This window comes from Rhodococcus sp. NS-SX18 (genome assembly GCF_057367935.1).
In genome coordinates this window covers 730108-754315 of the sequence record NZ_CM170633.1, presented here as the reverse complement: position 1 = coordinate 754315, position 24208 = coordinate 730108, and the positions used below count along the sequence as shown (strand labels likewise).

23 protein-coding genes and 1 pseudogene are annotated in these 24208 nt (G+C 68.2%); 12 read left to right on the top strand and 12 right to left on the bottom strand.

The features are described 5' to 3' along the window. Positions 1-51: 51 nt before the first annotated feature. The gene (locus AC2IPW_RS03475; RefSeq protein ID WP_003935883.1) at positions 52-333 is read left to right on the top strand and encodes a GlsB/YeaQ/YmgE family stress response membrane protein; all 282 of its coding nucleotides are present in this window, start codon (positions 52-54) and stop codon (positions 331-333) included. 781 nt (positions 334-1114) lie between these two features. Next, positions 1115-1480 carry a histone-like nucleoid-structuring protein Lsr2 gene (locus AC2IPW_RS03470; RefSeq protein ID WP_003935884.1) on the top strand — a complete coding sequence of 122 codons (366 nt, stop codon included), beginning with the start codon at positions 1115-1117 and terminating at the stop codon, positions 1478-1480. 277 nt (positions 1481-1757) lie between these two features. Here AC2IPW_RS03470 and AC2IPW_RS03465 read toward each other — a convergent pair whose 3' ends face one another. Continuing rightward, on the bottom strand, positions 1758-2135 hold the full coding sequence (locus AC2IPW_RS03465; RefSeq protein WP_486376303.1) for a VOC family protein: 378 nt from the start codon (positions 2133-2135) through the stop codon (positions 1758-1760). A 720-nt stretch (positions 2136-2855) separates the two neighbouring features. On the opposite strand from AC2IPW_RS03465, the gene AC2IPW_RS03460 reads away from it, so the two are divergent. Both AC2IPW_RS03460 and AC2IPW_RS03455 read left to right on the top strand, forming a co-directional pair. Further along, positions 2856-3137, top strand: coding sequence for a hypothetical protein (locus tag AC2IPW_RS03460; protein ID WP_486376302.1), 282 nt, complete (start codon positions 2856-2858; stop codon positions 3135-3137). Between the two features lie 73 nt (positions 3138-3210). Further along, positions 3211-3705, top strand: coding sequence for a hypothetical protein (locus AC2IPW_RS03455; RefSeq protein ID WP_486376301.1), 495 nt, complete (start codon positions 3211-3213; stop codon positions 3703-3705). A gap of 144 nt (positions 3706-3849) precedes the next feature. On the opposite strand, the gene AC2IPW_RS03450 is transcribed toward AC2IPW_RS03455, so the two are convergent. The 3 genes from AC2IPW_RS03450 to AC2IPW_RS03440 all read right to left on the bottom strand — a co-directional run bounded on the left by AC2IPW_RS03450 (position 3850) and on the right by AC2IPW_RS03440 (position 6086). Further along, the gene (locus AC2IPW_RS03450) at positions 3850-4350 is read right to left on the bottom strand and encodes a hypothetical protein (RefSeq protein WP_486376300.1); all 501 of its coding nucleotides are present in this window, start codon (positions 4348-4350) and stop codon (positions 3850-3852) included. Between the two features lie 203 nt (positions 4351-4553). Continuing rightward, positions 4554-4931, bottom strand: coding sequence for a hypothetical protein (locus AC2IPW_RS03445; protein ID WP_450120988.1), 378 nt, complete (start codon positions 4929-4931; stop codon positions 4554-4556). Positions 4932-5396: 465 nt separating this feature from the next. Beyond that, positions 5397-6086: a hypothetical protein gene (locus AC2IPW_RS03440; RefSeq protein WP_486376299.1), complete on the bottom strand. Its 690-nt coding sequence runs from the start codon at positions 6084-6086 to the stop codon at positions 5397-5399. A gap of 17 nt (positions 6087-6103) precedes the next feature. Between AC2IPW_RS03440 and AC2IPW_RS03435 the strand changes: the two genes are divergently transcribed. Continuing rightward, positions 6104-6616 (top strand): GAF domain-containing protein, encoded by a 513-nt coding sequence (locus AC2IPW_RS03435; protein ID WP_486376298.1) that lies wholly within the window; start codon positions 6104-6106, stop codon positions 6614-6616. Between the two features lie 181 nt (positions 6617-6797). Here AC2IPW_RS03435 and AC2IPW_RS03430 read toward each other — a convergent pair whose 3' ends face one another. The 3 genes from AC2IPW_RS03430 to AC2IPW_RS03420 form a co-directional block, all read right to left on the bottom strand. After that, positions 6798-8129 (bottom strand): class I SAM-dependent methyltransferase, encoded by a 1332-nt coding sequence (locus AC2IPW_RS03430; RefSeq protein WP_450120985.1) that lies wholly within the window; start codon positions 8127-8129, stop codon positions 6798-6800. A 459-nt stretch (positions 8130-8588) separates the two neighbouring features. Beyond that, on the bottom strand, positions 8589-9848 hold the full coding sequence (locus AC2IPW_RS03425; RefSeq protein WP_486376297.1) for a hemerythrin domain-containing protein: 1260 nt from the start codon (positions 9846-9848) through the stop codon (positions 8589-8591). Positions 9849-9877: 29 nt separating this feature from the next. Next, positions 9878-10534, bottom strand: coding sequence for a TetR/AcrR family transcriptional regulator (locus AC2IPW_RS03420; protein WP_003935892.1), 657 nt, complete (start codon positions 10532-10534; stop codon positions 9878-9880). A gap of 672 nt (positions 10535-11206) precedes the next feature. Between AC2IPW_RS03420 and AC2IPW_RS03415 the strand changes: the two genes are divergently transcribed. Next, entirely contained in the window at positions 11207-11851 is a 645-nt protein-coding gene (locus tag AC2IPW_RS03415; RefSeq protein ID WP_486376296.1) for a dihydrofolate reductase family protein, read from the top strand. Between the two features lie 165 nt (positions 11852-12016). Here AC2IPW_RS03415 and AC2IPW_RS03410 read toward each other — a convergent pair whose 3' ends face one another. After that, positions 12017-13525 (bottom strand): protein adenylyltransferase SelO, encoded by a 1509-nt coding sequence (locus tag AC2IPW_RS03410; protein ID WP_486376295.1) that lies wholly within the window; start codon positions 13523-13525, stop codon positions 12017-12019. 86 nt (positions 13526-13611) lie between these two features. Continuing rightward, positions 13612-14007, bottom strand: a complete 396-nt coding sequence (locus AC2IPW_RS03405) for a DUF6223 family protein (RefSeq protein WP_486376294.1) — start codon at positions 14005-14007, stop codon at positions 13612-13614. Between the two features lie 229 nt (positions 14008-14236). On the opposite strand from AC2IPW_RS03405, the gene AC2IPW_RS03400 reads away from it, so the two are divergent. From AC2IPW_RS03400 to AC2IPW_RS03385, 4 genes and pseudogenes are all read left to right on the top strand, one after another. Then, on the top strand, positions 14237-15478 hold the full coding sequence (locus AC2IPW_RS03400) for a sensor histidine kinase (RefSeq protein WP_486376293.1): 1242 nt from the start codon (positions 14237-14239) through the stop codon (positions 15476-15478). Next, entirely contained in the window at positions 15475-16167 is a 693-nt protein-coding gene (locus tag AC2IPW_RS03395; protein WP_289377181.1) for a response regulator transcription factor, read from the top strand. The genes AC2IPW_RS03400 and AC2IPW_RS03395 overlap by 4 nt, the downstream gene beginning before the upstream one ends. Before the next feature lie 463 nt (positions 16168-16630). Continuing rightward, positions 16631-18063, top strand: a pseudogene (locus AC2IPW_RS03390) (DUF1254 domain-containing protein). Between the two features lie 138 nt (positions 18064-18201). Continuing rightward, positions 18202-18513 (top strand): DUF6191 domain-containing protein, encoded by a 312-nt coding sequence (locus AC2IPW_RS03385; protein ID WP_486376292.1) that lies wholly within the window; start codon positions 18202-18204, stop codon positions 18511-18513. Between the two features lie 84 nt (positions 18514-18597). On the opposite strand, the gene dmpG is transcribed toward AC2IPW_RS03385, so the two are convergent. The 3 genes from dmpG to AC2IPW_RS03370 are packed head-to-tail and all read right to left on the bottom strand — an operon-like array spanning position 18598 to position 21406. After that, the gene (gene dmpG / locus AC2IPW_RS03380) at positions 18598-19656 is read right to left on the bottom strand and encodes a 4-hydroxy-2-oxovalerate aldolase (RefSeq protein ID WP_003935900.1); all 1059 of its coding nucleotides are present in this window, start codon (positions 19654-19656) and stop codon (positions 18598-18600) included. 5 nt (positions 19657-19661) lie between these two features. Beyond that, positions 19662-20591: an acetaldehyde dehydrogenase (acetylating) gene (locus AC2IPW_RS03375; RefSeq protein WP_003935901.1), complete on the bottom strand. Its 930-nt coding sequence runs from the start codon at positions 20589-20591 to the stop codon at positions 19662-19664. A 29-nt stretch (positions 20592-20620) separates the two neighbouring features. After that, complete coding sequence (locus tag AC2IPW_RS03370; RefSeq protein ID WP_289377175.1) at positions 20621-21406, bottom strand: 2-keto-4-pentenoate hydratase; 786 nt, start codon at positions 21404-21406, stop codon at positions 20621-20623. A gap of 130 nt (positions 21407-21536) precedes the next feature. Between AC2IPW_RS03370 and kstD the strand changes: the two genes are divergently transcribed. Further along, positions 21537-23249, top strand: a complete 1713-nt coding sequence (kstD, locus tag AC2IPW_RS03365) for a 3-oxosteroid 1-dehydrogenase (RefSeq protein ID WP_486376291.1) — start codon at positions 21537-21539, stop codon at positions 23247-23249. A 50-nt stretch (positions 23250-23299) separates the two neighbouring features. Continuing rightward, a complete protein-coding gene (locus tag AC2IPW_RS03360; protein WP_486376290.1) occupies positions 23300-24160 on the top strand; it encodes a MaoC/PaaZ C-terminal domain-containing protein in 861 nt (286 codons plus the stop codon). Positions 24161-24208: the final 48 nt, after the last annotated feature.

Here is a 24208-nt window from a genome sequence, read left to right as displayed (position 1 = left end):
CCAGCAGCACCGGCAGGGGATCTCGCCGGTGCGCCCGAAAGGACATCCGCAATGCTAGGACTCGGAATCATCGGCTGGATCATCATCGGCGGACTGGCCGGCTGGATCGCCAGCAAGATCATGCACACCGACGAACAACAAGGAATTCTGCTCAACATCGTCGTCGGCGTCGTCGGCGGCCTCCTCGGCGGCTTCCTACTGAGTCTCCTCGGTGTCGACGTCGCAGGCGGCGGACTGATCTTCAGCTTCCTGACCTGCCTGCTCGGAGCGGCGCTGCTGTTGTTCGTGGTCAAGGCCGTCACCGGGCGACGCCACGCACACCACTACCGCTGAGGGTGCTCGGCGTCGACCGCGGCGGGCATGCCTGTTGCAGGTGAGCTCGGTCGAGGTCGACGCCCTCCCGACCACCGGATCGGCCGCTGCAGTTGCGGAGGGAGGCCATGACCGGACAACCGCGGCGTCGCCCACGTCGACGTCAGGATGTGGAGATCCTCCCTCCCGGTGTCGGAAGACTGTTCGGCCACGCGGCCGGACGGTCAGCACGCCCCCGTCCTCATCTGGTCCGGCCGCACCAGCCGGCACCACCGACTGTGCCACGCCCTCGCCACCGCCGCCATCCGAGAAGCGTTACGCGAGCACCATATCCGCGTGGATCGGGCTGTGGCCGTGGCCGCCACCCGCGCCGCCGCCACCCTCGTCGCCACCGCCCGGCTCCGGTCCCGCACCACCACGTCGGCACGATCTGCGATGTGCTCACCCGCGCCGGCATCGACAGCAGACGGTTGCCGGCGCCGAGCACCGCGCGGCGATGCTCGACCAGCGCCGCCGCACACTTCGCACTACCCGGTCCCCGTCCAGCCTCGCCGCGGCGGCGCACCGAACCGACCGGAACGCACAGTGCGGGCATCACCACATCGGACAAACCACGCGTCGAGTCCGACGTGGACCGATACCGTGGACAGTCCGCTCACCCGTGTCGACAGGTGACTCGTTTCCCGCACGTTCCGCGCATCGCCAGGATCCAGGATGTGCACTGGCCCCGGCTGTTCGAGCTGGAGCGTCGGATATCGGTACGGTGGCAAGTGGATATGATGGACAGGAAAGGACGGGGATTGTGGCACGACGCACCATTGTCACCTATTACGACGATCTCGACGGCAAACCGATCGACGACGGCTTGGCCCAAACCTTCGAATTCACCGTCGACGGTGTCACATACGAACTCGACCTGCGGCCGGCCAACGCCGACGCCTTCCGCAAAGACCTCACCCACTGGATCACCATCGCCCAACGCCAGAAGCGTGACGCGACCCGCCGGCCCCCCGTCACCGGCACCCGGAAGCGCCACAAGACCGTCGCCGGGACGAAAGAGCAGCTCGCCGCCATCCGCGCCTGGGCCAAGACCCACGGCTACCAAGTCTCCGACCGCGGCCGCATTCCCCAGCGCGTGATCGACCAGTTCGAGGCGGCCCATCGCTGACCACCCCCGCCGAACGACTTCACCGCGCAGAGCTCCGACCGCGTGCCCATGGCCGCGCGGACACCCACTGCCCACGCTCCCCTGCCGGACCCCACACCCGGAGACACTGACCGACGCCCCCGGGGCAGATCTTCCCAGGGGCCCGCGCCACATCGTTCGACAGTATCCGCAACTTGATCGGAAACTCGACCCCGGCAGGCCGGATTCATCTCCGCGCCAGTCGTAGTCAGCCCCGCTCCCCTCAACCGAATGATGCGCCCTGTCTGCCGGTCGTCGGTCAGCCGCCATAGGGGCGGGTGATGATCTCCAGGTTGTGCCCGTCCGGGTCGGACCAGTACACACCCCGGCCGCCGTCGTTGTGATTCATCGTGCCGGGCTGCTGATGCCCGGGATCAGCCCAGTAGTCCAAGCCCCGCTGCGTGATCCGCTCGAAGATCCGGTCGAACTCGTCCTCCGAGACCAGGAAGGCGTAGTGCTGGGGCGAGATGTCCCGACGAGCGTCGAGGAAGTCCAACGAGACGTCGTTGCTCAGCGGCAGGACCATGAAATGGCCGAAGGGTTCCGGGGCCGGGAGCCCGAGAATGTCCGCATAGAACCGCGCCGAAGCTGCGCGGTCACGGACGTGGACGATGGTGTGGTTCAACTGCACCGACATTGAGCACTTCTCCTGAAATCCATGGGACAAAGGGCGGCCACGTGCCGGTCGCACCGACGCGGTCGCGGCAGTCCGGCCGGCTCGGTACACGGTCGTCACCCACACCGTAGCCGGGCCGACGCCGCGCCCACAGCGCCGACAGCACAGACGACCACGGCAACCTTGCCGGAGGTGACCGTCGACGCCACCACCCGCGGCACCAGCGGCGCCGGGTGGCCCGGGCCGGCGTGCACGCACTGATGGATCCCCCGGACGAGCGCGCCCGGCATGACGCCGAGGCCTGAGACCGGGTGAGGCCGTCTCGTCCCGACGAGCTGCCCGAACCTCGCCCTCGACTCGAGCGGGGCTGTATCGATGCGGTGCGCGGGGGAACGAGGTCGCACTCTTCCCGAGGAAAGACCCACATATCCATACACGTGTTGCAGGTATGGGAATCATGAATGCGGAACCGGGAACTATTCGGCCCGATGCAACACGGTGCTGGAGCGCTGCTTCAGGCGAGCCTAGATGGTGCAGATCCACGAACTGCGACGAAGTCACGAACTCGATAAGATCGCGTGATCTCGTCTATTGGTTGGTCGGCCCGACGATCTTCAACCGAATCGGCATGGGGACGATCGCGCATGAGTCCCGACCCGCCCATGCCACCCGATTCGAAGGGTGTCAGAACGTGGATGTCGAGATCGCATTACGCGAGTCCCATCCGACAGAATCGGACGGATGAATGCTGATGCGCTACCGGGCGACTATCGACCGCAACCAGGAGAAGGACCGATAACCCTCATCGTCGACGGAGAGGTCTTCACCCTCCGCATGCGTCCAGACGGTGGTGACGACTACTACTGGGAATCCGGGCCGAACGAGGGCTATGGCTTCGGCGGTGGCCCGGTGCGGACCGTCGGCGATCCGAACGCGAAGTACCTGATGACGATCGCCGAGCACCGCACGTCGATCAGCACTTTCCTCAGCAACATCAACCCCGGGACCGGCTATCTCGATTGACGGAGACGAGGCACGGACGTGGTGGGCAGCACCATTACGCACACCAACTGGACACACCATTCGAGGAGGAGTCATGCCCTGGCCCGATATTCGAGATGAGGATCAGCTGACCTGGCGGTTCACGGTCGTCGTTGACGAACCGGACTTCTACGACAACCCCACCGCGGGTGGTGATCCGCCCGAAGCATGGGTGGACGCGATCGTGGCGGTCGCGCGTGATCTTCGATGTTTCCGGTACGGCCGCGATGTGAACCCGGATCGGCTGATGTGGGAGCTGACCGTCGGACATGGCGACACCGTCATGATCGGATGGAACGGAACCGCCGGGATCAGCGGATTCTCACTGTGCGACGGCACGATGCGGACGGACGCTTCGTTCGCGCAGGCGGCGAGGTGGGTGGCGGACACGGCACAAACCGAACTGGCGGGCTACGACTTCGTGCAATGGCCTTCGCAAGGATGGCATCTGCTGAGCCCGCGGTGCATGGACGATGTGGCGGTGTGGTTCGATCGCCACACAGGCCAGATGGTGGCCCCGATCGGCGGGCTCTGCGAAGCCGTGTGGTGACCTCACTTCGCCTGTCGCGTCATGCAGTACCGCAACAGGCTGATCGGAGGGTGTCGTGTGGCCGGTGCTGTGCCGGTGGCCGCGGTGGGCGGTTGCTGTCGGCGGACCGCGCTGGCTCGGGAGCGTGGCTCCCGCTCATGCCTGTCATTGCAGCGTCACCGCCAGCGCATACGCGACGACGGAGTAGCCGTCGGGAATCGGGCCGTCTCGGTGCACAGTCCGCGGTCCCTGGTATTCGACGCTGTACAAGTCCGCATACTCGGTCGGGGCCCCCACGGCCCGCTGGATCACCGGGCGCCGGTCGGTGACCAGGACACGGCCTGCAGGTTGGGTGCGGTAGCTCGTCCACAGGTATCGGTCCCAGAACAGGCAGCCGGTCAACGTCGTGTCACCGGTGATGTCGAGACCGGGGGGAAGCATCGTGGAGAATCCGTGACCGAGATGGGCCCTGCGCTCGACACCCGCATCGGTCTCGATCTCCTCCACCCGTGCCGAGATCGAGCGCACCAGTTCGGCGGGCATATCCATCATGTCGGGTGTGATCCATTGCGTGGCGGGTTCACACACCTGGCCGACGTCCGGCTCGTCCGGCCAAGGTTCGAGGTCCTCGATCATCCACAGTGCCGTCATTTCGGTCCTGCCCATACGAGAAGTCTCCTATCGATGACATGCACTCGAGACGGCGACACGCACAACAGCGCCCCTCCTTCGGGTGGGGTTCAGTCGGCGTTACTTGCGCAAAATCAACATTCCGCAATGATCGAACTCGTCCGGCGCTCCGACGAAGTCTCAAATATGCTGTTGCACTTGCTGACCGCTAACGAGACGCGATGAGACAGGAAGAGCAGTCACACCTGGATAGCCCGCACCGTGAGCAGGAGTCCGGACTCCATATCCTCGTCATAGCTGATTCTCAGCTGGTGGCCGTTCGGTGCGGTTGCTATGTACACCTGCTCGCTGCGTTCGAGGTTCGGGCTGCGAATCTCTTCGCGGAACGGGCCGTCGTCGATACTCACTCTCCATCGGTCAAGCTCCTCGCTGACACCGGACCGCTCCAGCAAAGCATCTCGCGTGGCGTGTGATGCGGTACGCACCATGACAGTTCCGGAGGAGTCCGGGAAGTCCGAGTGCCATTCGCAGGAGACGACATCGTCGTCGCCGGACAGATGCAGTCCCAGCTCGGACGCGAAGGAGAGAGCGGAGTCGCAAGGGTCGTTATGAAACACCTGAGGAACGGTAGACATACCCGTGAGGAGGAGAGCAACCACTATTACCCCACATACGAGCCACAACCATACGTTGCGGACCTGCGGGCCCCGAGCCTTCAACCGATCGCGCATCCATCACATCGTACGGACAGTCAAGATCGGTAAAGGACGATGAATCGGGTCGAGACCACAGGAGTGAGCCTGGGTGCTGTGGCGACCGACTGGACGGGGACCGAGAGCGGGCAGCCAGCATATGGTGGATGGCAGTGAATCGTCCCAGGTAACCCGGGTATTGAGAACCGCTCAGATCAATAGTTCTTCTCCGAACAATGGACTTCCACCAGCACCGTCGTCCCAATTCTTCCTTCACAACATGGACCGCAGAAGCAGCGCAAAGGCATCCCTGCCATTTCCCGAAACTATCCGAAATGCAATATCGCTGCGCTGGATGAGTCCGGGTTATGGCAGGGATCCTCGTATTCGTCAGCCGAAGGGGTCGCGCTCCACGCGATAGGTCGACGTGTAACGCGCGTCGTCCCAGTCGAAGACGGCCGTGCGGACACCAAGCCCTGCTTCGCTTTCAGTGATTGCATGCACCCCCCGCGCGTCATCGGAATCGGCCCAGTCCTCGTCGAAAAGCACCAGGTGAGTGGTACCGCGTACCCGCTTGACGACACTGCGAAGATCCCTCGTCTGGCCTTGCGAAATCGCTGCGCCGACTCCAGCCAGGACCGGGGCCGATCTCCGGGTCTGCTCGCCCCGCGGACGGCGCCACCGGCTGCGCTGCTGAACCGGCCACGCCTGACCGCGGCGCCGCTTAAGCAACACCCGGCTGATACGGCAGAACCCGTTTCCGGCGCAGGTAACCGGCCGCCCGCCGAGCCTGCGTAGGATCATGGGGTGCTGGCCGGTGAGCACAGCAGCACCGGCAGCGGCGAGCCGGAGGTGGATTCGTTCGAGCGGCGCTTGTGCGAGGCACTCGAACACACCGACCGCGAGATGCGCGACGAGCACGCCGGCCTGGACCGCACCCTCGAGGTGATCACCCACGCCGCCGTTGACCTGATTCCCGGGGTCGAGCACGCAGGCATCACCCTGGCCACCCGTCGCGCCCGCGTCGAATCGCGGGTCGCGACCTCGGAGCTGCCGAAGCATATCGACGAACTGCAGCATCGGGTGCAGGACGGGCCGTGCGTGCACTCGGTCCGGGAGCACACCACCATCCGGGTCGACGACATGACCAGGAGCAGAGCTGGCCGACGTTCGCGCCGCAGGCCGCCGCGTTGGGCGCCGGGTCGATGCCGGCGTTCCAGCTCTTCATCACCGATGACACCCTCGGCGCGCTGAACCCGCACAGCTCGCGGCCGAACGCGTTCGACGACACCAGCATCAGCGTGGGGGGCACCGTGGCCACCCATGCCGCTATCGCGGTGATCGCCGCGCAACGCGAAGAGCAGTTCCGCGCCGCCATGACCTCCCGGGACATCATCAGCCACAAGAGGCATCCTGATGGAACACTTCTCCGTCGACGCCGACCGCGCCTTCGGGCCACTGCGCGCGCTCTCGCAAAGACTGCAACGAACCGCTCGGCGAAATCACTCCGCAAGCTTGCCGAAACCGAACATCCGCCCCAGTCCGGACACACTCCGGAACCGTCGTCTCCCCCGAAGGGACACGCCTCGGGCGCAAGGCTCTGCCTGTAGATGAGGCGTCACCGGTCACGGCAGGACAGCCCCGGCTCGTCGGACGGTCGAAGTCGGTGTCTCATCAGCGTCTCCAGGGTGGGATCTTCGAAGCCGGAGGGACGGGGTGGGGAGGAGTGCACGTCGATGATCACTGCACGTCCGCAGGCTGCGATGCGCTCGGATACGTCGAGAACAACACTCATTGGGAGTGAAGGTGATCCGGCGGAGAGGATTTCGGTGCGGGCACTGCTGGCTGCAGCAGTTCGGTGCGGGTGCCGGGCATGCCGCTGCGGCCTCGGTCGGTGCACTTGACTGCCAGGACCTGATTGATCCCGAGCCGGTTCGCCGCAAAACTCAACGCCGCACCGGCCATGTACAGCCGCCACACCCGTGCCCGCCCGGCGCTGCTGTGTGCGACCGCCTCGTCCCAGTTCGCCTCCAGGTTCCCCACCCACGCGCGCAGCGTCGCCGCGTAGTGCTCGCGCAGCGACTCGACGTCGCGCACTTCGAAACCGGCCCCTTCGAGCGCCTCGATCATCGTCGCGAGCGGCAGGATCTCCCCGTCCGGGAACACATAGCGGTCGATGAACGAGGTCTTGGAGAATGTGGCCGAGGTGCCCGGTCGCCGCGAGATCGCATGATTGAGCAGCCGCCCCTGCGGGCGCAGCAGCGCGAACAGGTCCGCGGCATAGGTCGCCAGCATCGCGGCACCGACGTGCTCGGCCATGCCGATGCTCGCGATCGCGTCGTAGGGGCCGTCGGTGACGTCGCGATAGTCCTGGACCCGGATCTGCACCGACTCGTCCACGCCCGCGCCGACCATCCGCGCACGGGCATAGTCCGCCTGCTCCCGGGACAGGGTCACACCGACGACACGCGCGCCGTAGTGACGGGCCGCGTGCAGTGCGAAGGTCCCCCACCCGCAGCCGACGTCGAGTACCCGCATGCCAGGCGTCAGACCGAGTTTGCGGGCCACCAGATCGCATTTGGCGTACTGGGCCGCATCCAGGTCCGCGCTCGGCTGCCCCCAGTACGCGCACGAGTAGGTCATCGACTCACCGAGCACGAGGCGGTAGAAGTCGTTGCCGACGTCGTAGTGGTGACTGATCGCGGCGGCGTCGCGCCCCTTGTCGTGCCGGCGCCCGCGCGCCGGGATCATCTCCTCCGCCGGGGGCTTCGGTGGCAGACCGAGGATCCCCAGCCGCAGCGCCGCCGTCAACAGTGCCTTCTTCGTGTGCCCGTCGATCCGGACGCCGGGGCCACGGCTCGGATCCGACACCTGCTCGAGCGCCTCCAGGCCGGCGAGCAGGTCGCCCTCGATGTCGATGTCGCCGCAAACGTAGGCCCGTGCGAAACCGAGGTCGTCGGGTGCCCACAGCAACCGCCGCAACCCACGCCGATTGACCAGGTGCACCTGCCACGGGGCGTCTGGCGGCCCGCCGCGGCTACCGTCCCAACCTTTGATCCCCACCGGCACCTGCGTGCCGAGCACCGCACGCACCAACGGCGCCACCGTCTCCGCCACCGTCATACCCACCTCCATCCCGCGTGGGATCCGTCCGCCATCGCGCCGGCTCGGTTCACGTCCCACGTCGTGCCGGCCGGCACGGTCGACCCGCCCCGACCTCCCGCCGCCCCCTCGTCGAGGGAGTCGAGGCAACCCTCGCCGCACACCATCACACCACTTTCCGCACGTCACCACCGCGTCTTCGCGTGCCGGACCTCGCCGCGGAACCGGCTGTGAGCCGGTAGGGCTGCGGTCACGCCGACGGCGTCGACAACACCGGGAGACCGTCGACCGACCCGGGTCCGGACGTCGCCACGTCGACGTCGGGAATCTCGGTTGTCATCCGGGCAGGTGACCCCCGGTCTCGGACGTCCCAATGGGGCAGGGATCTCGACCTACTCGTCGGTTCCGTTCACGCGGACTGCTGCCCATCGCGAATCATCCGGGTGGCACCGGCGCAGGGCGCATCATCCCGAACAGCAATCAATCCCTTGTGTCGGAGCCGGATCCAGCGAACTCCTGACGGTCCCCGCCCTCGAGCCGCTGCCCGACGGGCGTCCGCGGCAGGGCCGACCCCGAAGACCTGCCGGCGCGGGCCTGCCGCCCTAGCGTCTCCAGGTTCTGTCGCATCTGTGGCCGCATGTCCTGGTGCTGCGGGTGCAGGCGGGAGTAGAGCGCGAGCAGCGGACGATACGGCAGTACGTCGATCCGGTACGAATGCGTCACCCGGGTCCCGTGGCCGTCCGCCCGGAACACGTAGGACCAGGTGGTCGAGTCGTGGTACAGCGGGTTGCGCCGATCCGAGACGGTTCGGAATTCGAACCGCTCGCCGGGATCGGCGGCGGTCACCTCGCAGACCCGGGACCAGCGCATGTGGTGGGCGCGGTTGCGTCCACGGAAGCGGGCCCCCACTGTCCCCGGCGGCCGCCCCGGCAGCCACTCGCAGCTGCGGCACTCGGGGCTGCGCTCGCCGATGCGTGTGACGTCGGCGACCGCGTCGTACAGCTGCCGGGCCGGGGCGTCGATCCACAGTTCCACCGACCCGTCGGTGCGGGGCGGCCGGTGCAGCCGCGGGCCCACATCGACGTCGGCGCCCCACCGAGCGGCGCATGCCCGCCGATACGGTCGCGCGAACGCATGCAGCAGCAGGAACCGGGTGGCGGGCCCGACCTTGCCGACGGCGACGGCGTAGTCGTCCCGATCGACCCCGTCGACCACCCAGTGCGCTTCGATCCCCAACTCCCGCTTCGTCTTCGAGGCGATGAATACCCGCTGCTCCACCTCGTCCCATTGATCACGGGTCAGGGTCCGGGCGACGACCGGCATCATCTCGTCCTCTTCGCGCCGCAGATGCGGCAGCAGCACCTGTTCGAGTGCGGTGAGGGCACGCACCAGATCTTCCCGGGCTGCGGGATCGGCACGGTAGTCGGCTGCCGCGGCGGTCACCCGTTCGATCTCTGGACCGATCCGCGCATGGTCGGCGTCCATCGCGTCGAGCAGGGCCTCGGCGGCCGGGTTCACGGCGCGGACCAGGGGCCACAGTCCCTGATCCTCGCCGCTGTGGTGCAGGTGCAGGAACTGCATCATCCACACCAGATGATCGGCCAGGGCGACCCGCTGGGTCCGTTCGGGCGCAGGCTCGGTGCGCAGCACCTGGGCGGCGCGCGCCAGATCGCGGCGCAGCGCGCTGTGCACGATACGCATGATCCGCGTGTCGGCAGGGGGCAGAGTGTCGGTTGTCATGACCTACTCCAGACAACAGCGCCCGAGTCTCACCCCGGGCGGTCGAGAATTTCTTCGATGCGGTCGATGAGCCACGCCTCGTAGCGGACCCGACTCCAGCCGCATCCCTCGATGAAGAGGGCGTAGACCTGGTCGCCGGTCTGGACCCATAGTTCGTCGACCTGACCGGGATCAGGACGGCGGCCCAGAATCACGCCGGCAACGTCGGTGATCGAGCGCCTGCGCTGCGCCTCCAGGTCGGCGCCCACCGCGGCGAGCGTGGGATCGACCGTCGCCCCCTGGCGCAGTGCCGCGGCCAGGCGGTGGAGGCGCGCGTTGATCAGGGCAACCATGCGTACGGTGATCTCGATGCGCTCGCCGGTCGTGCGCCCGGCACCGATCGCCGTGTAGACGGGCCGGGCAGCCAACGGCACCGGCGCATCGTCGCCGACGACGGCTACCTCCAGCGCCCACTTCAGCAGATCCGCCTTGGATCCGAACGTCGCGTACACGGTTTCGACGGACACCCCCGCGGCCCGCGCGACATCCCTCATCCCGGTGCCGACCCAGCCGCGCTCGGCGAACAACCGGGTGGCGGCCTCGAGGACGACCGCCCGTGTCTGGGCTGCCTGCCTCCGGCGCAGCGAAGAGCGGTACCGGCGGGTTCCGGAGCCGCCGGCCGTCGAGTCGTGCTCGACCGTGGACATGCCCCGATTCTAGAACGTCTGCGTTTTCGATACAACATCGTTCCAGTGAAATTCGGGCACACCTGTTCGTACGCGAATACCTCCACAGGGCCACCCCATTCGTCACCTCGGACCGGCCCGTTGCACGCCCCCTGTCCCGCTGCCCACAAACCGGGAACTCGACGCTCCGTCCTGCAACGGATCGACCGAGCACCGCAGCCGCCACACCACGGCGCTCCCCTCCGCCGAGCCGGCAGACACCTATCCCCGACCCACGACTTCGTCCCCAGAACGGATCATGGGTTCATGCCCGGCGGAACCGACAAGACCTTCCCGGACGCTCCTCTGGCCGAGGTCCGACTCGTCCGATAGCTGCCCCGTGTCGGGCGTGTGCTGCGGGCATCGACCTGCCACAGCACGTGCAGCGACGACTCCGCCCGAGTGTCCGTGGCGCGCCCTGACGGATGCCCCCACCGGTCCCCCGGCCGACCGCGTGGGCATTACCGTCGACGACCGTTCCGACGCAGTTCCCGACGATTCGCACCGCGGCGCTCGAACCATTGCCGAGGTATCCAGCCCATGGGGCAGCCTCAGCCGGTCGACACACTGGGCGCCGTGGCGAGCGATGAATCCGCCCACGCCCGCGGGTCTACCTTTACGACCGAGACACACCATCTCACCGGGAGCTGAGCCATGGGCCTGATCGACATCGAACTGTTCACCACCCTCGACCTCGTCGGACAGGCACCCGGCGGCCCCGACGAAGACCCGGAAGGGTTCCCGTTCGGCGGCTGGCAGGCACCGCTGCTCGACGAGGTCACCGGCGCGCAGATCGGGGCCGCCTACGAAGGCACCGACGCCCTGCTGCTCGGCCGCCGGACCTACGACATCTTCGCCGCCTACTGGCCGCACCAGGACAGCGGAGAGGACCACGAGATTGCCACGCTCTTCAACCGCGTCCCGAAGTACGTGGCCTCCCGCGGCCGGCCCGACCTCTCCTGGGCCGGATCCACGCAGCTCGGCCCGGATCTGGCCGCCGCGGTGCGCGAGATCCGGGACCGGCACGAGCACGTCAAGGTTGTCGGGAGTCTGGATCTGGTCCAGACCCTGCTGCGCGAGAAACTCTTCGACCGGCTCGACCTGTGGGTGCACCCGATCGTGCTCGGCGTCGGGAAGAAGGTGTTCGAGGCCGGCGCGGTGCCGACCAACCTCACCCTCCTCGCACCGCCGGTCTCCGGCCCGACGGGCACCGTGTACCTGCGCTACGCGCTCGCCGAGGGCATACCCGGTACCGGGGACATGAGCGCACCCGACCGCGGCGTCGGGCGGGACGGCTGAAGCCGCCCTGGGTCCGTGTCCTCCGCGGTGCCTCCGCCAGGTCGGCGACACCACGAACTGAGCGGACGGGAACGACGACACCGCCGTCGTTCCCGTCGGCGCATCACCGGCGAGGGAGTCCCCCGACCCGAACACGGCCGCGCCCAGCGGCGTGTACTCGGGACGTCATGTGCCGCAGAAGGTTCGGAACGTCGCGTTGAACGACGGCGGGGCGGGTGTGGTGTAGTCGGTCCACTCGTCGCGGCGGTCGAACGGATGTGTGACGACCTCGAGCAGCTTCTCGAACGCGGCGAACTCACCGTCGGTCGCGGCACGCAAGGCGGCATCGACCTGATGATTGCGCGGGATGTACAGCGGGTTCACCCGGTCCATCGCCTCCGCGGCCGCCGCCGCCCCGCGCCCCTGCGTGGTCAGCGTGCCACGCCAGCGTTGCACCCAGGGCCCGATGCGCTCGCGCGGGACCAGGGCGTGCAGCGGCGCCGAATGTCCGCGCAGCTCGTCCGCGAGCGCACGGAAGCTGCCCGTCCAGTCGGCGCCGTGTTCGGCCATCAGCCTCAGCAGGTCGTCGACGAGCGCACGGTCGAGGAGCATGCCGGACGCCCCGAGCTTGGCCGCCATCCCGGCCGCGTAGTGGCCCTCGTATCGCTCCTCGAAGGTGTCGAGGACTGCCGACACCGCCGCAATCGCGTTCTCCGGTGTGGAGTCGATCAGCGGCAGCAGCGTTTCCGCGAAGCGGGCCAGGTTCCACTTCAGGACAGCGGGCTGGTGGCCGAACGCATAACGGCCGCTGTGATCGATCGAACTGAACACCGCCGTCGGGTCGAACGCATCGAGGAAGGCGCACGGACCGTAGTCGATGGTCTGTCCCGAAATGGTCGTGTTGTCGGTGTTCATCACCCCGTGCACGAAACCGATGAGCGTCCACTGCGCCACCAGTGCTGCCTGTTCCTCGACCACCGCTTCGAAGAATGCCAGGTAGCGACTGCCCGCACCTGTCGCCGGCAGCTCGGCCGTCTCCGGGTAGTGGCGGGCGATCGCGTAGTCGGCCAGCCGCTGCAGGACTCCCTCCTGTCGGGCCGCGAGTTCGAAGGTGCCGACCCGCAGGTGACTGGCCGCGACCCGGGCGAGCACGGCACCGGGCTCGGCGCCGTCTCGGCGCACACGACGCCCCGTCGCGACCACCGACAGCGCGCGCGTCGTGGGAATACCGAGGGCATGCATAGCCTCGCTGACCAGGTATTCGCGCAGCATCGGGCCGAGGACCGCGAAGCCGTCACCGCCTCGGGAGAACGGCGTGGGCCCCGAACCCTTCAGGTGCAGATCCATCCGCCGACCGTCACTGCCCACCACTTCGCCGAGCAGCAACGCCCGGCCGTCCCCGAGCAATGGTGTATACCCGCCGAACTGATGTCCCGCATACGCCATCGCCACCGGTGTGGCCCCGGCCGGTGTCGTCGATCCGGACAGCACCCCGACCCCGACCTCGCTCCGCAGCACCGCCACGTCCCATCGCAGCGACGCGGCGAGCTGCTCGTTGAGCACCAGCAACTGCGGGTCGGGAGCATGAACGCCCTGCCACGGCACCGCCAGAGCACCCAGCTCGTCGGCAAACGTGCTTTCGAATCCGGCGATCGCCGGGTTCGTGCTCGGCGTGGACTCCGGGAATGCAGTCATCAATCGAGGGTAACCACCGCGCTACCGGCCGTCGGCAGCGCCGGTCGCCTCGCAGCACCCCGTGGCGGCGGACGGAAGGGCCGAGTTCACGACGCGGGCACGGGACCGGAGTCATGGCCGGATCGGCGACGAGAGCGGGCCAGAGCCAGCCCACCGAGGATCGTGCCGATCAGCCCCAGCGCCACGGCGACGACGGCACCGGCGAGCCCGTTGCCGGTGCCGAGACCCCCGGCGGAGTTGACCCCGTGCAACCCACCGGCGATCACGCTGAGCGACCCCAGCACCACGGCCACGATCGCCCGGGCCCGTCCGGTGCCGGGCCGGCGGTATCGGGCCAGAGCCAGCCCACCGGCGACGGCGCTGATCAAGCCCAGTGCGGCTGCCGCTGTGGGCACGGTTCGTCCGACGCCGACTTCGTAACCGGCGGCGAGAACGGGGACCGGTGTCATCGCCGGTGCGGCAAGCAAGTCGAGGACAGTCATTGCGGTTCCTTTCGGTCGAGCGACGGCTCCGGCCGCCCTCCGGGAGGCCTGCGGCGTCGAGCGGACACACTCGATCGTCGCGTCTCGGCAGCGCGGTGTCCTCGGGCGGCGGGCGGCGGCGGATACGCAGTTCGACGTAAGTCGCTCGCGCGTAATCACGCTCCTCGACGTAGGCGACTGCGCAGTTCGGAGGAGTTGTCTCCCCGACCCGGAGCCATATGATCACGCCATGCAGGAGCGCGTCACGTTGTTCCGCCCGCCCGCCTGGGCGCAGGATGCGCTGCTGGCGGTATTCATCGCGGTGATGCAGGTCCAGGGAACCGTCGTCCGCAACAGCGGGGAACCCGAGGCAGTGTTGCGTCCGCTGTCCGACCTCGGAAATCTCGGCTATCTGTTGTTGATCGCCGGTGGCGCAGTCCTGTTCTGGCGCCGCCGCCGGCCCGTCGCAGTGTTCGTCGTGACCGCGCTCGCCAGCATGGTGTACTACGCGCTCGATTTCCCGGACGGCCCGGGATGGCTGGGTTTGTTCGTGGCCCTCTACACCCTCACCGCCTACGGCGACGGACGTCGCTCGCTGGTGACGGCCGGGGTGGGCATTGCAGCACTGTCCGCGGTGTGGCTGACCGCCGCGGCCGACATCGAACCCCCGGCCGCGGTCGGCTGGGTGTACTTCCGGATCGGCGCCGCGGGCATGAGTGCCGCCCTCGGGGAGAGCGTCCGCTCGAGGAGAGTCATCGCGGAGGAAGCGCTCGAGCGCGCCGAACTGGCAGAACGCTCCCGTGAGGACGAAGCACGCGCCCGGGTCGACGAGGAACGGCTCAGGATCGCGCGTGAGGTCCACGACACCGTCGCGCACGCCATCGCCGTCATCAACGTCCAATCCGGTGTCACCGCGCACGTGCTGGACAAGCGACCCGAACAAGCGCGCCGAACGCTCGAGACCATCGAGCAAACCAGTTCCCGGGCACTGCAGGAGATGCGGGCCATCCTCGGAGTCCTTCGCGACGACCACGACGACCGCCTTCCACCCCCGGGTCTGGGGCAGGTCGGCGAACTCACCGCCAGGGCGCGCGAAGCCGGGCTCGACGTCGAGTTGGAAACGATCTCGCCCCCTCCGCCCGTACCCGGCGCGGTCGGCAGCGCCGTGTACCGGATCCTGCAGGAGTCGATCACCAATGTGATCCGCCATGTGGGCCCGACCCGGGTCGCGGTCGTACTGAACTACGGCCCCGACGCGGTGGAAGTCCGTGTGACGAACGACGGCCCGCGCACGGGTGGGGACACCGAGGGGGCAGCCGACCGTGCCGACGACAGGTTGGCCGGCACGGACACACGCGGCCACGGGATCGTGGGGATGCGCGAGCGTTGCCACCTGCTGGGCGGAGACTTCGACGCCGGTCCGCTCCCCGGCGGTGGCTTCGCCGTCACCGCCCGGCTGCCCTTGGCCCCGACCGGAACGGTGAACGTATGAACGCGGTGACGGGCGCATCCGGCCCCGACGCTCCCATCAAGGTGCTGCTCGTCGACGACGAGCATCTCGTGCGATCCGGTTTCAGGATCCTGCTCGAGGTCGAGGACGGCATCACGGTAGTCGGGGAAGCCACAACCGGCGCCGAGGCCGTGGAGCAGGCCCGAGCCGTGCGCCCGGATGTCGTCCTCATGGATATCCGGATGCCGAAGATGGACGGGATCGAGGCCACCCGGCAGATCGCCACCACCCCCGGGCTCCAGCACGTACGCATCCTCATCCTGACCACCTACGACACCGATGCCTACGTCTTCGAAGGCTTGCAGGCCGGCGCCAGCGGCTTCCTGCTCAAGGACGCCGGCCCCGCCGAGCTCCTGCACGGTATCCGCGTGATCGCCGCCGGAGAAGCTCTGCTCGCGCCGCGCATCACGCGCCGCCTCATCGCCCAGTTCACCGCACAGCGCACCGCCGACAAGGCCGCCGATCATCGGCTCGAGGTTCTCACCGATCGGGAACGCGAGGTCCTGACGCTCGTAGGTATGGGTATGAGCAACAAGGAAATCGGCGCCGAACTCTGCCTCAGCCCGGCCACCGCCCGCACCCACGTAAGCCACGCCATGGTGAAACTCGGGGCTCGCGACCGCGCGCAACTGGTCGTCGTCGCCTACCGAACAGGACTTGTGAAGCCGTAAGCGATCAGCCCGTCGCCCCTTGCTCCGGATCTTCTCCGCTGCGCCAGGCACGCGGAGAGATCCGGAGGGGGCCATTGGACCCTGTCACCAAGCTCCCCCAGGACATATCGTCCCAACCACGGGGCTCGTTCTGGTTCTGCTACGGACAATCCTGGACCAGTCGGGCGAGTGGCGGGCGCTGGAAGCACAACGAGCGACTGTTGGAGGTATCGATGACGAAAATCGGACTTCCGGCGGCGATCGCGGCGGTGCGTGCGGAGCCCGCGGGCCGAGCAGGTCGAGTTGCAGTTTCCGATGGACCTCCGGCGACCTCGAGTCCGTGACGGGGTACGACGTCGTCACGTGTCTTCTCGTCGAGCCGGCAGACAGTGAGGACAGGAATGACCCATCCCCACTGGGTGACGTGGGCGGTCTGGCCGGCGACGGAGAATCTCGAAAGCGCTATCTACACAGGAGAATATCGATGACCTCGCATGCGAACACCACACCGATTCCACCCGGGATCGCGACGCCGGACGAGGTCCGCACCCGGTTGGGCACCCTGCGGTTCTTCGACGGGTTCCCCGACGACGAGACGACCCGGACGCTGTTCGACAACCTGGACTTCCAACGGGCGGTCCAGGCCTACCTGCTGGGACTGGCCCCGGTGGCCATCGCGGCGATGCGGCAGGCGCTGGTGCAGTGGGGGCCGGCGAACTCGACGCTGGTGATGTGGGCGGACCTGGCCCATCCGCGGTTCATCGGCCTGGCCTACAACACCAGCACCTCGTACCACTACGCCTGGCTCGACCTGCGCGACGGGCCCGTCGTCGTCGAGGTACCCCCGAAGGTGTACGGCAGCGCGATCGACTCCTGGTGCCGGTGGGTGATCGACGTGGGTATCACCGGACCGGATCAGGGCCGCGGCGGCCGCTACCTGTTCGTGCCGCCCGGTTACGCCGGGCAGGTGCCGGACGGTGACCTCGTGGTGCGGTCACGCACCATCGGGTTGTGGGTGGGCTGGCGGGGTTTCCGGGACGAGCACGGCGATCCGCGCCCGGCGGTGGAGATGGTCGAGGCGCACACCCGGATCCATCCGCTCTCCCAGGCCGCCGACCCCCCGTCGACGCGGTTCGTGAACGTCTCGGCCGAGCCGATGTGCGCCGTCGCCCGGCCGACTTCCGGTTCTGGGAGATGCTCGACGAGGTGGTGCAGTCCGAACCGCCGGACTCGGCCGACCCGCTCACCCTGGGAATGTTCGCCTCGATCGGGATCCGCCGGGGTAGGCCGTTCGCCCCGGACGAGCGGATGCGCGCCATCCTGACCGAGGCCGCCACGGTGGGGGATGCGACCGCCCGCGCACTGACCTACCGGTTCCGCCAACCGGAGGCGTACTACTACCCCGGCAGCGCCTGGCGCTCGGGCTTCCTCGGCGGCTATTCGTGCACGGAGGACGGGGTCCTGCTGCTCGACGCCGCCGCCCAGCTCTACTTCTTGTACGGGAGCACGAGCCCGTCGTGGGAGCAGAAGACGGTCGGGACCGGGTCGCAGTACGCCCTCGCGTTCGTCGATGCCACCGGCGCGCCGTTCGACGGTGGCCGGAGCTACCGGTTGCGTGTGCCCCCGCAGGTTCCGGTGAACAACTTCTGGTCGGTGCTGGTCTACGACACCCAGACCCGGTCGATGCTGCAGACCGATCAGCAGTGGCCGTCGGTGACCAGCGAGGACGCGGACGTGACCACCAACGAGGACGGCTCGGTCGACGTCCACTACGGGCCCGAACCGCCCACCGACGGTCACAACTGGGTCCAGACCCTGCCCGGCAAGAGTTGGTTCGCGGCGTTCCGCCTCTACGGGCCGTTGGAGCCGTGGTTCGACAAGACCTGGAAACTCCCGGACATCGAACCGGTCGGGTAGCGTCGGCGAGGAAGCGGGCCGCCTCTGCCGTGTTCATGTGGATCGACCTGTTCTGCAAGCGGCAGAAGTCCCACAACACCTCGTCGCTGAGCGTTCCTGGAATCGTTGCTGCATTCCGGGGCTCGATACCCTGGAACGATGGGCGCGCTGTTCGCGATGACGATTCCGGGACTGGCCTGCCTGCTGGTGGGCGCGGCCGTGGTGGAGGTGTTGTGGAGCCGCCTGACGGGTCGTCGCCTCCTCCGGCGCAGCGGGGACGGTCGCACACGGCCGGTGGCGGCAACGGGGTTCGAGGAGGTCGGTGCGGTGTTCGAAGGGTCGCGGCGATTCGAATTCGAACAGCGACAGACCTCACTGATGGACCGGGAGGACGCCACCGGCGGCGAGCCCGGATGGCTGAGCGTCGACGTGGAGTCCGGAACGGCCCGGTTCGGGGGCAGTCGGCCGTAGCGGCACCCACACCCCCCGTGGCCGAATGTCACATCGCGTCGATCGGATCGACGCGATGTGACATTCGGTCGGTCAGTCGGTCGGTCAGGCGGACTGTTGTTCGCGCTGGAGTTCGAGGGCGATGTCGATCAGCTGGTCCTCCTGACCGCCGATGAGCTTGCGCTTGCCGGCCCGCACCAACAGTTCCGCAGCCGAGACCCCGTACCGCTCGGCCTGGCGCTCGGCGTGACGCAGGAAGCTCGAGTACACCCCCGCGTAGCCCATCATCAGGGCCTGACGGTCGAGGAGGCATTCGGCGGGCATCACCGGGCGCACGACGTCCTCCGCGGCGTCGGCGATCGCGAAGAAGTCGATGCCGGTCTTGATCCCCACCTTGTCGCACACCCCGACGAACGCTTCGACGGGCGTGTTGCCGGCTCCGGCCCCGAAGCGACGCGCCGATCCGTCGATCTGTTTGGCGCCGGCCCGGACCGCCGCGATCGAGTTCGCCACGCCCAGGCCGAGATTCTCGTGGCCGTGGAAGCCGACCTGGGCGTCCGAACCCAGTTCGGCGACGAGCGCCTCGACCCGCTCGGTGACCTGTTCGAGAACGAGCGCGCCGGCGGAGTCCACGACGTACACGCACTGGCAGCCGGCGTCGGCCATGATGCGGGCCTGCTCGGCGAGCTTCTCCGGGGTGACGGTGTGCGCCATCATCAGGAAGCCCACGGTCTCGAGTCCGCGCTCGCGGGCCAGCCCGAAGTGCTGGACGGACACGTCGGCCTCGGTGCAGTGCGTGGCGATGCGGCAGATCGACGCGCCGTTGTCCTGCGCCTCGACGATGTCCTCCTTGATACCGACGCCGGGGAGCATGAGAAATGCGATCTTCGCGTGCTGCGCGGTGTCGACGGCGATCTTGATCAGTTCCTGCTCGGGCACCTTCGAGAACCCGTAGTTGAACGAGGAGCCGCCGAGGCCGTCGCCGTGGGTGACCTCGATGACGGGGACGCCCGAGAGGTCGAGGGCGGCGACGACGGCACGCACCTCCTCCCGGTCGAACTGGTGACGCTTGTGGTGGGAGCCGTCGCGCAGCGACGTGTCGGTCACACGGATGTCCCACGACGGTTCGAAGAAGATGTCGTCGCGGCGGTCGGTAGCGGTCATCGGATTCACGCCTTCACGGAGGTGTTGGAAGGGAGGGCGTCCGCCGAGAGGAGTGCGCGGGCGATCTCCTCGCCCACCTTGGTGGCGGCCGCGGTCATGATGTCGAGGTTGCCGGCGTACGGCGGCAGGAAGTCGCCGGCGCCCTCGACCTCGACGAAGGTGGTGACGGTGGCGTGCCCGCCGGACACGACGGTCGGATCGTCGAACTGCGGTTCGTTGAGCAGCCGGTAGCCGGGCACGTACTGCTGCACGTCGGCGACGACGCGGTGGATGGATTCGGCGATGGCGTCCCGGTCGGCGTCCTCGGGGATGGCACAGAAGATGGTGTCGCGCATGATCATCGGCGGGTCCGCGGGGTTGAGGATGATGATCGCCTTGCCTCTGCGCGCACCGCCGATGGTCTCGATGCCCCGGCTGGTGGTCTTGGTGAACTCGTCGATGTTGGCGCGGGTACCCGGCCCGGCGGACACCGACGCCACCGACGCCACGATCTCGGCGTAGGGCACGTCCACGACGCGGGAGACGGCGTGCACGATCGGGATGGTTGCCTGGCCGCCGCACGTGATCATGTTGACGTTGGGCACGTCCAGGTGCGCACCGAGGTTCGCGGGCGGCACGACGGCCGGCCCGACGGCCGCGGGGGTGAGATCGATCGCCCGGATGCCGGCCGCCTCGTACCTCGGTGCGGCCTCCCGGTGCACGTATGCCGACGTCGCCTCGAACACCAGGTCCGGCTTCTCCGGCTGCGCGAGCAACCAGTCGATCCCTTCGGCGGACGTCTCCAGGCCGAGCGTGCGGGCGCGGGCGAGTCCCTCGCTCGCCGGGTCGATACCGATCATCCAGCGCGGCTCGAGCACCTCCGAGCGTTGCAGCTTGTAGAGCAGGTCGGTGCTGATGTTGCCCGAGCCGACGATCGCGACACGTGCCTTGGCCATGGTTTCTCCTTGCAGTCGGGACCGGGTGGTCACGAGAACGTGAGCGAGACGGAGCCCAGTCCCGCGAATTCGGCGTGGAACTCGTCGCCGGGGCGCGCATCGACGGCCCGCGTGCACGAACCGGGCAGGACGATGTCACCCGCCTTCAGCCGCACTCCGAAACTGTCGACCTTGCGAGCGAGCCACGCGACGGCGGTGACGGGATTGCCGAGCACTGCGTCGCTGCGTCCCTCGGCGATCCGCTCGCCGTTGCGGGTGAGCACCGCGTCGATGCCTTTGATATCGATGTCGGACGGCGCGACCCGCTGCGTGCCGAGCACCCAGCCGGCGGACGAGGCGTTGTCGGCGATGGTGTCCGCGAGGCCGATCTTCCAGTCCTTGATCCGGCTGTCGATCAGTTCGACGGACGGCGCGAACGCGACGGTGGCATCGAGGACGTCGTTCTCGGTGCAGTCCGCCCCGGGCAGGTCCTTGCCGAGCACGAAGGCCACCTCGACCTCCACCCGCGGGAAGCAGTACCGCGAGGTGTCGACGGGCCGGTCCTCGAAGACCTGCATGTCGTCGAGCAGATGACCGTAGTCGGGCTCGTCCACACCCATCATCTGCTGCATGGCCAGCGACGACAGCCCGACCTTGTGGCCGACCACGCGAGCACCGGCCGCGAGGCGACGCCGGATGTTGATCAGCTGGATCTCGTAGGCGTCGACGACGTCGATGTCCGAGTACCGGGCCACGAGCGGGTCGATCGGGGTACGGTCGCGCTCGGCGGCCTCGAGCTCGTCCGCCAGCCGGGTGCGCAGTTGCGTCGGCAGCATTGCGGTTCCTTCCTGTTCACCGGCGACCGGCAGATTCTGCAACCTGTTTCCGTTCGGCGCGTGGTGTGCGGGTGATCTTCCTGGCAGAAGGGATGGACTCACCGCGCCATCATTCTATAACGTGTTCTACATGATCAAGCAGGAATACGACATCGTCGTCGTCGGCAGCGGTGCCGGCGGAATGACCGCCGCGCTGACCGCCGCGCACCAGGGCGCGAGCGTCGTCCTGGTCGAGAAGGCACCGCACTACGGCGGTTCGAGTGCCCGCTCGGGCGGCGGCGTGTGGATTCCGAACAACGAGGTCCTCGAGGCGGCCGGCGTCACCGACACCCCGGATGCGGCCCGCACCTACCTGCACAGCATCATCGGCGACGTCGTGCCCGCCGACAAGATCGACACCTACATCGACCGCGGTCCCGAGATGCTGTCCTTCGTCCTGGAACACAGCGCCTTGGAACTGCAATGGGTGCCGGGCTACTCCGACTACTACCCCGAGGCCCCCGGCGGCAGGCTCGGTGGGCGGTCCGTCGAGCCGAAACCGTTCGACGGCAAGCGACTCGGCGACGATCTCGCCCTGCTCGAACCCGACTACGTCGAGGGCCCACCCAACTTCGTCATCACCCAGGCCGACTACAAGTGGCTCAACCTGCTCGTGCGCAATCCCCGCGGACCGGTTCGCGCCGCGAAGGTCTGCGTGCGGTACCTGTGGGCGCGGGCACGCAGGAAGCACCTGCTGGTCCGTGGCCAGGCGCTCATGGCCGGACTCCGCACGGGTCTGCGCGACGCCGGAGTGCCGCTGCTGCTGAACACCGCCCTGACGGACCTCGTCGTCGAGGACGGGGTGGTAAGCGGTGTGCGGGTCGAGTCGGACGGACAGCAGCGCACCATCCGGGCGCGTCGCGGCGTGGTGATCGCCTCCGGCGGCTTCGAGCACAACGAGCAGATGCGGAGGCAGTACCAACGCGCCCCGATCGGCACCGAATGGACCGTCGGCGCGAAGGCCAACACCGGAGACGGCATCCGCGCAGGCCAGTCTCTCGGCGCCGCCGTCGATTTCATGGACGACGCCTGGTGGGGCCCGTCGTTTCCGCTCACCGGCGGCCCGTGGTTCGCCCTGTCCGAGCGCAGCCTGCCGGGCTCGATGATGGTCAATGCGGCGGGCCGGCGCTTCGTCAACGAATCCGCCCCGTACGTCGAGGCGGTGCACGCCATGTACGGCGGTCGCCACGGCCGGGGCGACGGACCGGGCGAGAACATTCCGTGCTGGATGATCCTCGACCAGCGCTACCGCAATCGCTACACCTTCGCCGGCATCACGCCCCGCAGCCCCTTCCCCAAGCGGTGGCTGAAGGCGGGTGTCGTCGTCCGCGCCGGCTCGATCACCGAGCTCGCCGGGAAGATCGGGGTGCCGGCAGACGCCCTCACCGCGACGGTGGAACGCTTCAACGGCTTCGCCCGGGCGGGCCGGGACGAGGACTTCGGGCGCGGGGAATCGGGCTACGACCACTACTACGGCGACCCGCGCAACAAGCCCAACCCGAGTCTCGGCGCCATCGACAAGGCCCCCTTCTACGCGATCAAGGTGGTGCCCGGTGATCTCGGCACCAAAGGCGGCCTGCGCACCGACGCCGACGCCCGGGTCCTGCGCGAGGACGGGTCCGTGATCGAGGGACTCTACGCGGTCGGCAATGCCAGCGGCCCCGTCATGGGCCACACCTACGCCGGACCCGGCGCCACGATCGGCCCGGCCATGACGTTCGCCTATCTTGCGGTCCTCGATGCGCTCGCCCGGCCGGAGCAGCCGGCGGCGCCGGAGGTCTCCGAGACCGTCGAACAACACTGAACCGCACCCGGCCGCGCCGCTCTCCGTCCGCCGAACAGAAAGGCTCACCCGTGCCCATCGATCCCGCCGTCGCGCTCGGCGCCGAACTGCCCGTCCAGGAATTCACCTGGAGCAGCAGCGACGTCCAGCTCTATCACCTCGGTCTCGGGGCCGGAGCCCGTCCCACCGACCTCGGTGAGCTGCGCTACCTACGCGACGACGACCCGCAGGTCCTGCCCACCTTCGCCACCGTCGCGGCGACGTTCCACGCGACCGAGCCACCGAAGGTGTCGTTCCCCGGTGTCGAGATCGACCTGGCGAAGGTGGTGCACGGCGGCCAGGAGGTGACGGTGCACGCTCCCATCCCGCCGGAAGGCAAGGGCTGCACAGTGACCCGGATCGCCGAGGTGTGGGACAAGGGCAAGGCCGCGGTCATCGTCCAGGAGTCGACGACCACGGATCCGGCCGGCACTCCGCTGTGGACGGCCCGCTCGTCCATCTTCGCCCGCGGCGAGGGCGGTTTCGGCGGCGAACGCGGACCGTCCGAGTCCGTCGAACTTCCGGACCGGGCACCCGATTTCGAGGTGGACGTCGCGACGCTGCCGCAGCAGGCCCTGCTGTACCGGCTGTGCGGCGACCGCAACCCGCTGCACTCGGACCCGGAGTTCGCGACAGCCGCCGGATTTCCCGCCCCGATCCTGCACGGACTGTGCACCTACGGGATCGTCTGCAAGACGATCACGGATGCGGCCCTCGCCGGGGATGCCGCGGCCGTGCGGGAATTCAAGGCTCGATTCGCCGGCGTCGTCTTCCCCGGCGAGACACTGAGGGTGCGCGCCTGGCGGACCGGCGACCGCGTGCTCGCGGCAGCCGCGGTGGTCGAGCGTGACCTCGCGCCCGCCCTCACCGACGTCGTCCTCACCATCGCCTGACCCCGTCCTCCCTCAGCACCGTTCCGGTACGGGACGGTGAGAAAGCAG

What these genes read in the sequence shown, in the direction of transcription:
- AC2IPW_RS03425 (WP_486376297.1), bottom strand. Translation starts at nt 9,848, where the DNA reads ATGACAACCGACACTCTGCCCCCTGCCGACACGCGGATCATGCGTATC.
- AC2IPW_RS03385 (WP_486376292.1), top strand. Translation starts at nt 18,202, where the DNA reads ATGGGCGCGCTGTTCGCGATGACGATTCCGGGACTGGCCTGCCTGCTG.
- AC2IPW_RS03395 (WP_289377181.1), top strand. Translation starts at nt 15,475, where the DNA reads ATGAACGCGGTGACGGGCGCATCCGGCCCCGACGCTCCCATCAAGGTG.
- kstD (WP_486376291.1), top strand. Translation starts at nt 21,537, where the DNA reads ATGATCAAGCAGGAATACGACATCGTCGTCGTCGGCAGCGGTGCCGGC.
- AC2IPW_RS03430 (WP_450120985.1), bottom strand. Translation starts at nt 8,129, where the DNA reads ATGACGGTGGCGGAGACGGTGGCGCCGTTGGTGCGTGCGGTGCTCGGC.
- AC2IPW_RS03405 (WP_486376294.1), bottom strand. Translation starts at nt 14,007, where the DNA reads ATGACTGTCCTCGACTTGCTTGCCGCACCGGCGATGACACCGGTCCCC.
- AC2IPW_RS03475 (WP_003935883.1), top strand. Translation starts at nt 52, where the DNA reads ATGCTAGGACTCGGAATCATCGGCTGGATCATCATCGGCGGACTGGCC.
- dmpG (WP_003935900.1), bottom strand. Translation starts at nt 19,656, where the DNA reads ATGACCGCTACCGACCGCCGCGACGACATCTTCTTCGAACCGTCGTGG.
- AC2IPW_RS03465 (WP_486376303.1), bottom strand. Translation starts at nt 2,135, where the DNA reads ATGTCGGTGCAGTTGAACCACACCATCGTCCACGTCCGTGACCGCGCA.
- AC2IPW_RS03370 (WP_289377175.1), bottom strand. Translation starts at nt 21,406, where the DNA reads ATGCTGCCGACGCAACTGCGCACCCGGCTGGCGGACGAGCTCGAGGCC.
- AC2IPW_RS03455 (WP_486376301.1), top strand. Translation starts at nt 3,211, where the DNA reads ATGCCCTGGCCCGATATTCGAGATGAGGATCAGCTGACCTGGCGGTTC.
- AC2IPW_RS03460 (WP_486376302.1), top strand. Translation starts at nt 2,856, where the DNA reads ATGAATGCTGATGCGCTACCGGGCGACTATCGACCGCAACCAGGAGAA.
- AC2IPW_RS03450 (WP_486376300.1), bottom strand. Translation starts at nt 4,350, where the DNA reads ATGGGCAGGACCGAAATGACGGCACTGTGGATGATCGAGGACCTCGAA.
- AC2IPW_RS03415 (WP_486376296.1), top strand. Translation starts at nt 11,207, where the DNA reads ATGGGCCTGATCGACATCGAACTGTTCACCACCCTCGACCTCGTCGGA.
- AC2IPW_RS03410 (WP_486376295.1), bottom strand. Translation starts at nt 13,525, where the DNA reads ATGACTGCATTCCCGGAGTCCACGCCGAGCACGAACCCGGCGATCGCC.
- AC2IPW_RS03440 (WP_486376299.1), bottom strand. Translation starts at nt 6,086, where the DNA reads ATGCTGCAGTTCGTCGATATGCTTCGGCAGCTCCGAGGTCGCGACCCG.
- AC2IPW_RS03375 (WP_003935901.1), bottom strand. Translation starts at nt 20,591, where the DNA reads ATGGCCAAGGCACGTGTCGCGATCGTCGGCTCGGGCAACATCAGCACC.
- AC2IPW_RS03420 (WP_003935892.1), bottom strand. Translation starts at nt 10,534, where the DNA reads ATGTCCACGGTCGAGCACGACTCGACGGCCGGCGGCTCCGGAACCCGC.
- AC2IPW_RS03400 (WP_486376293.1), top strand. Translation starts at nt 14,237, where the DNA reads ATGCAGGAGCGCGTCACGTTGTTCCGCCCGCCCGCCTGGGCGCAGGAT.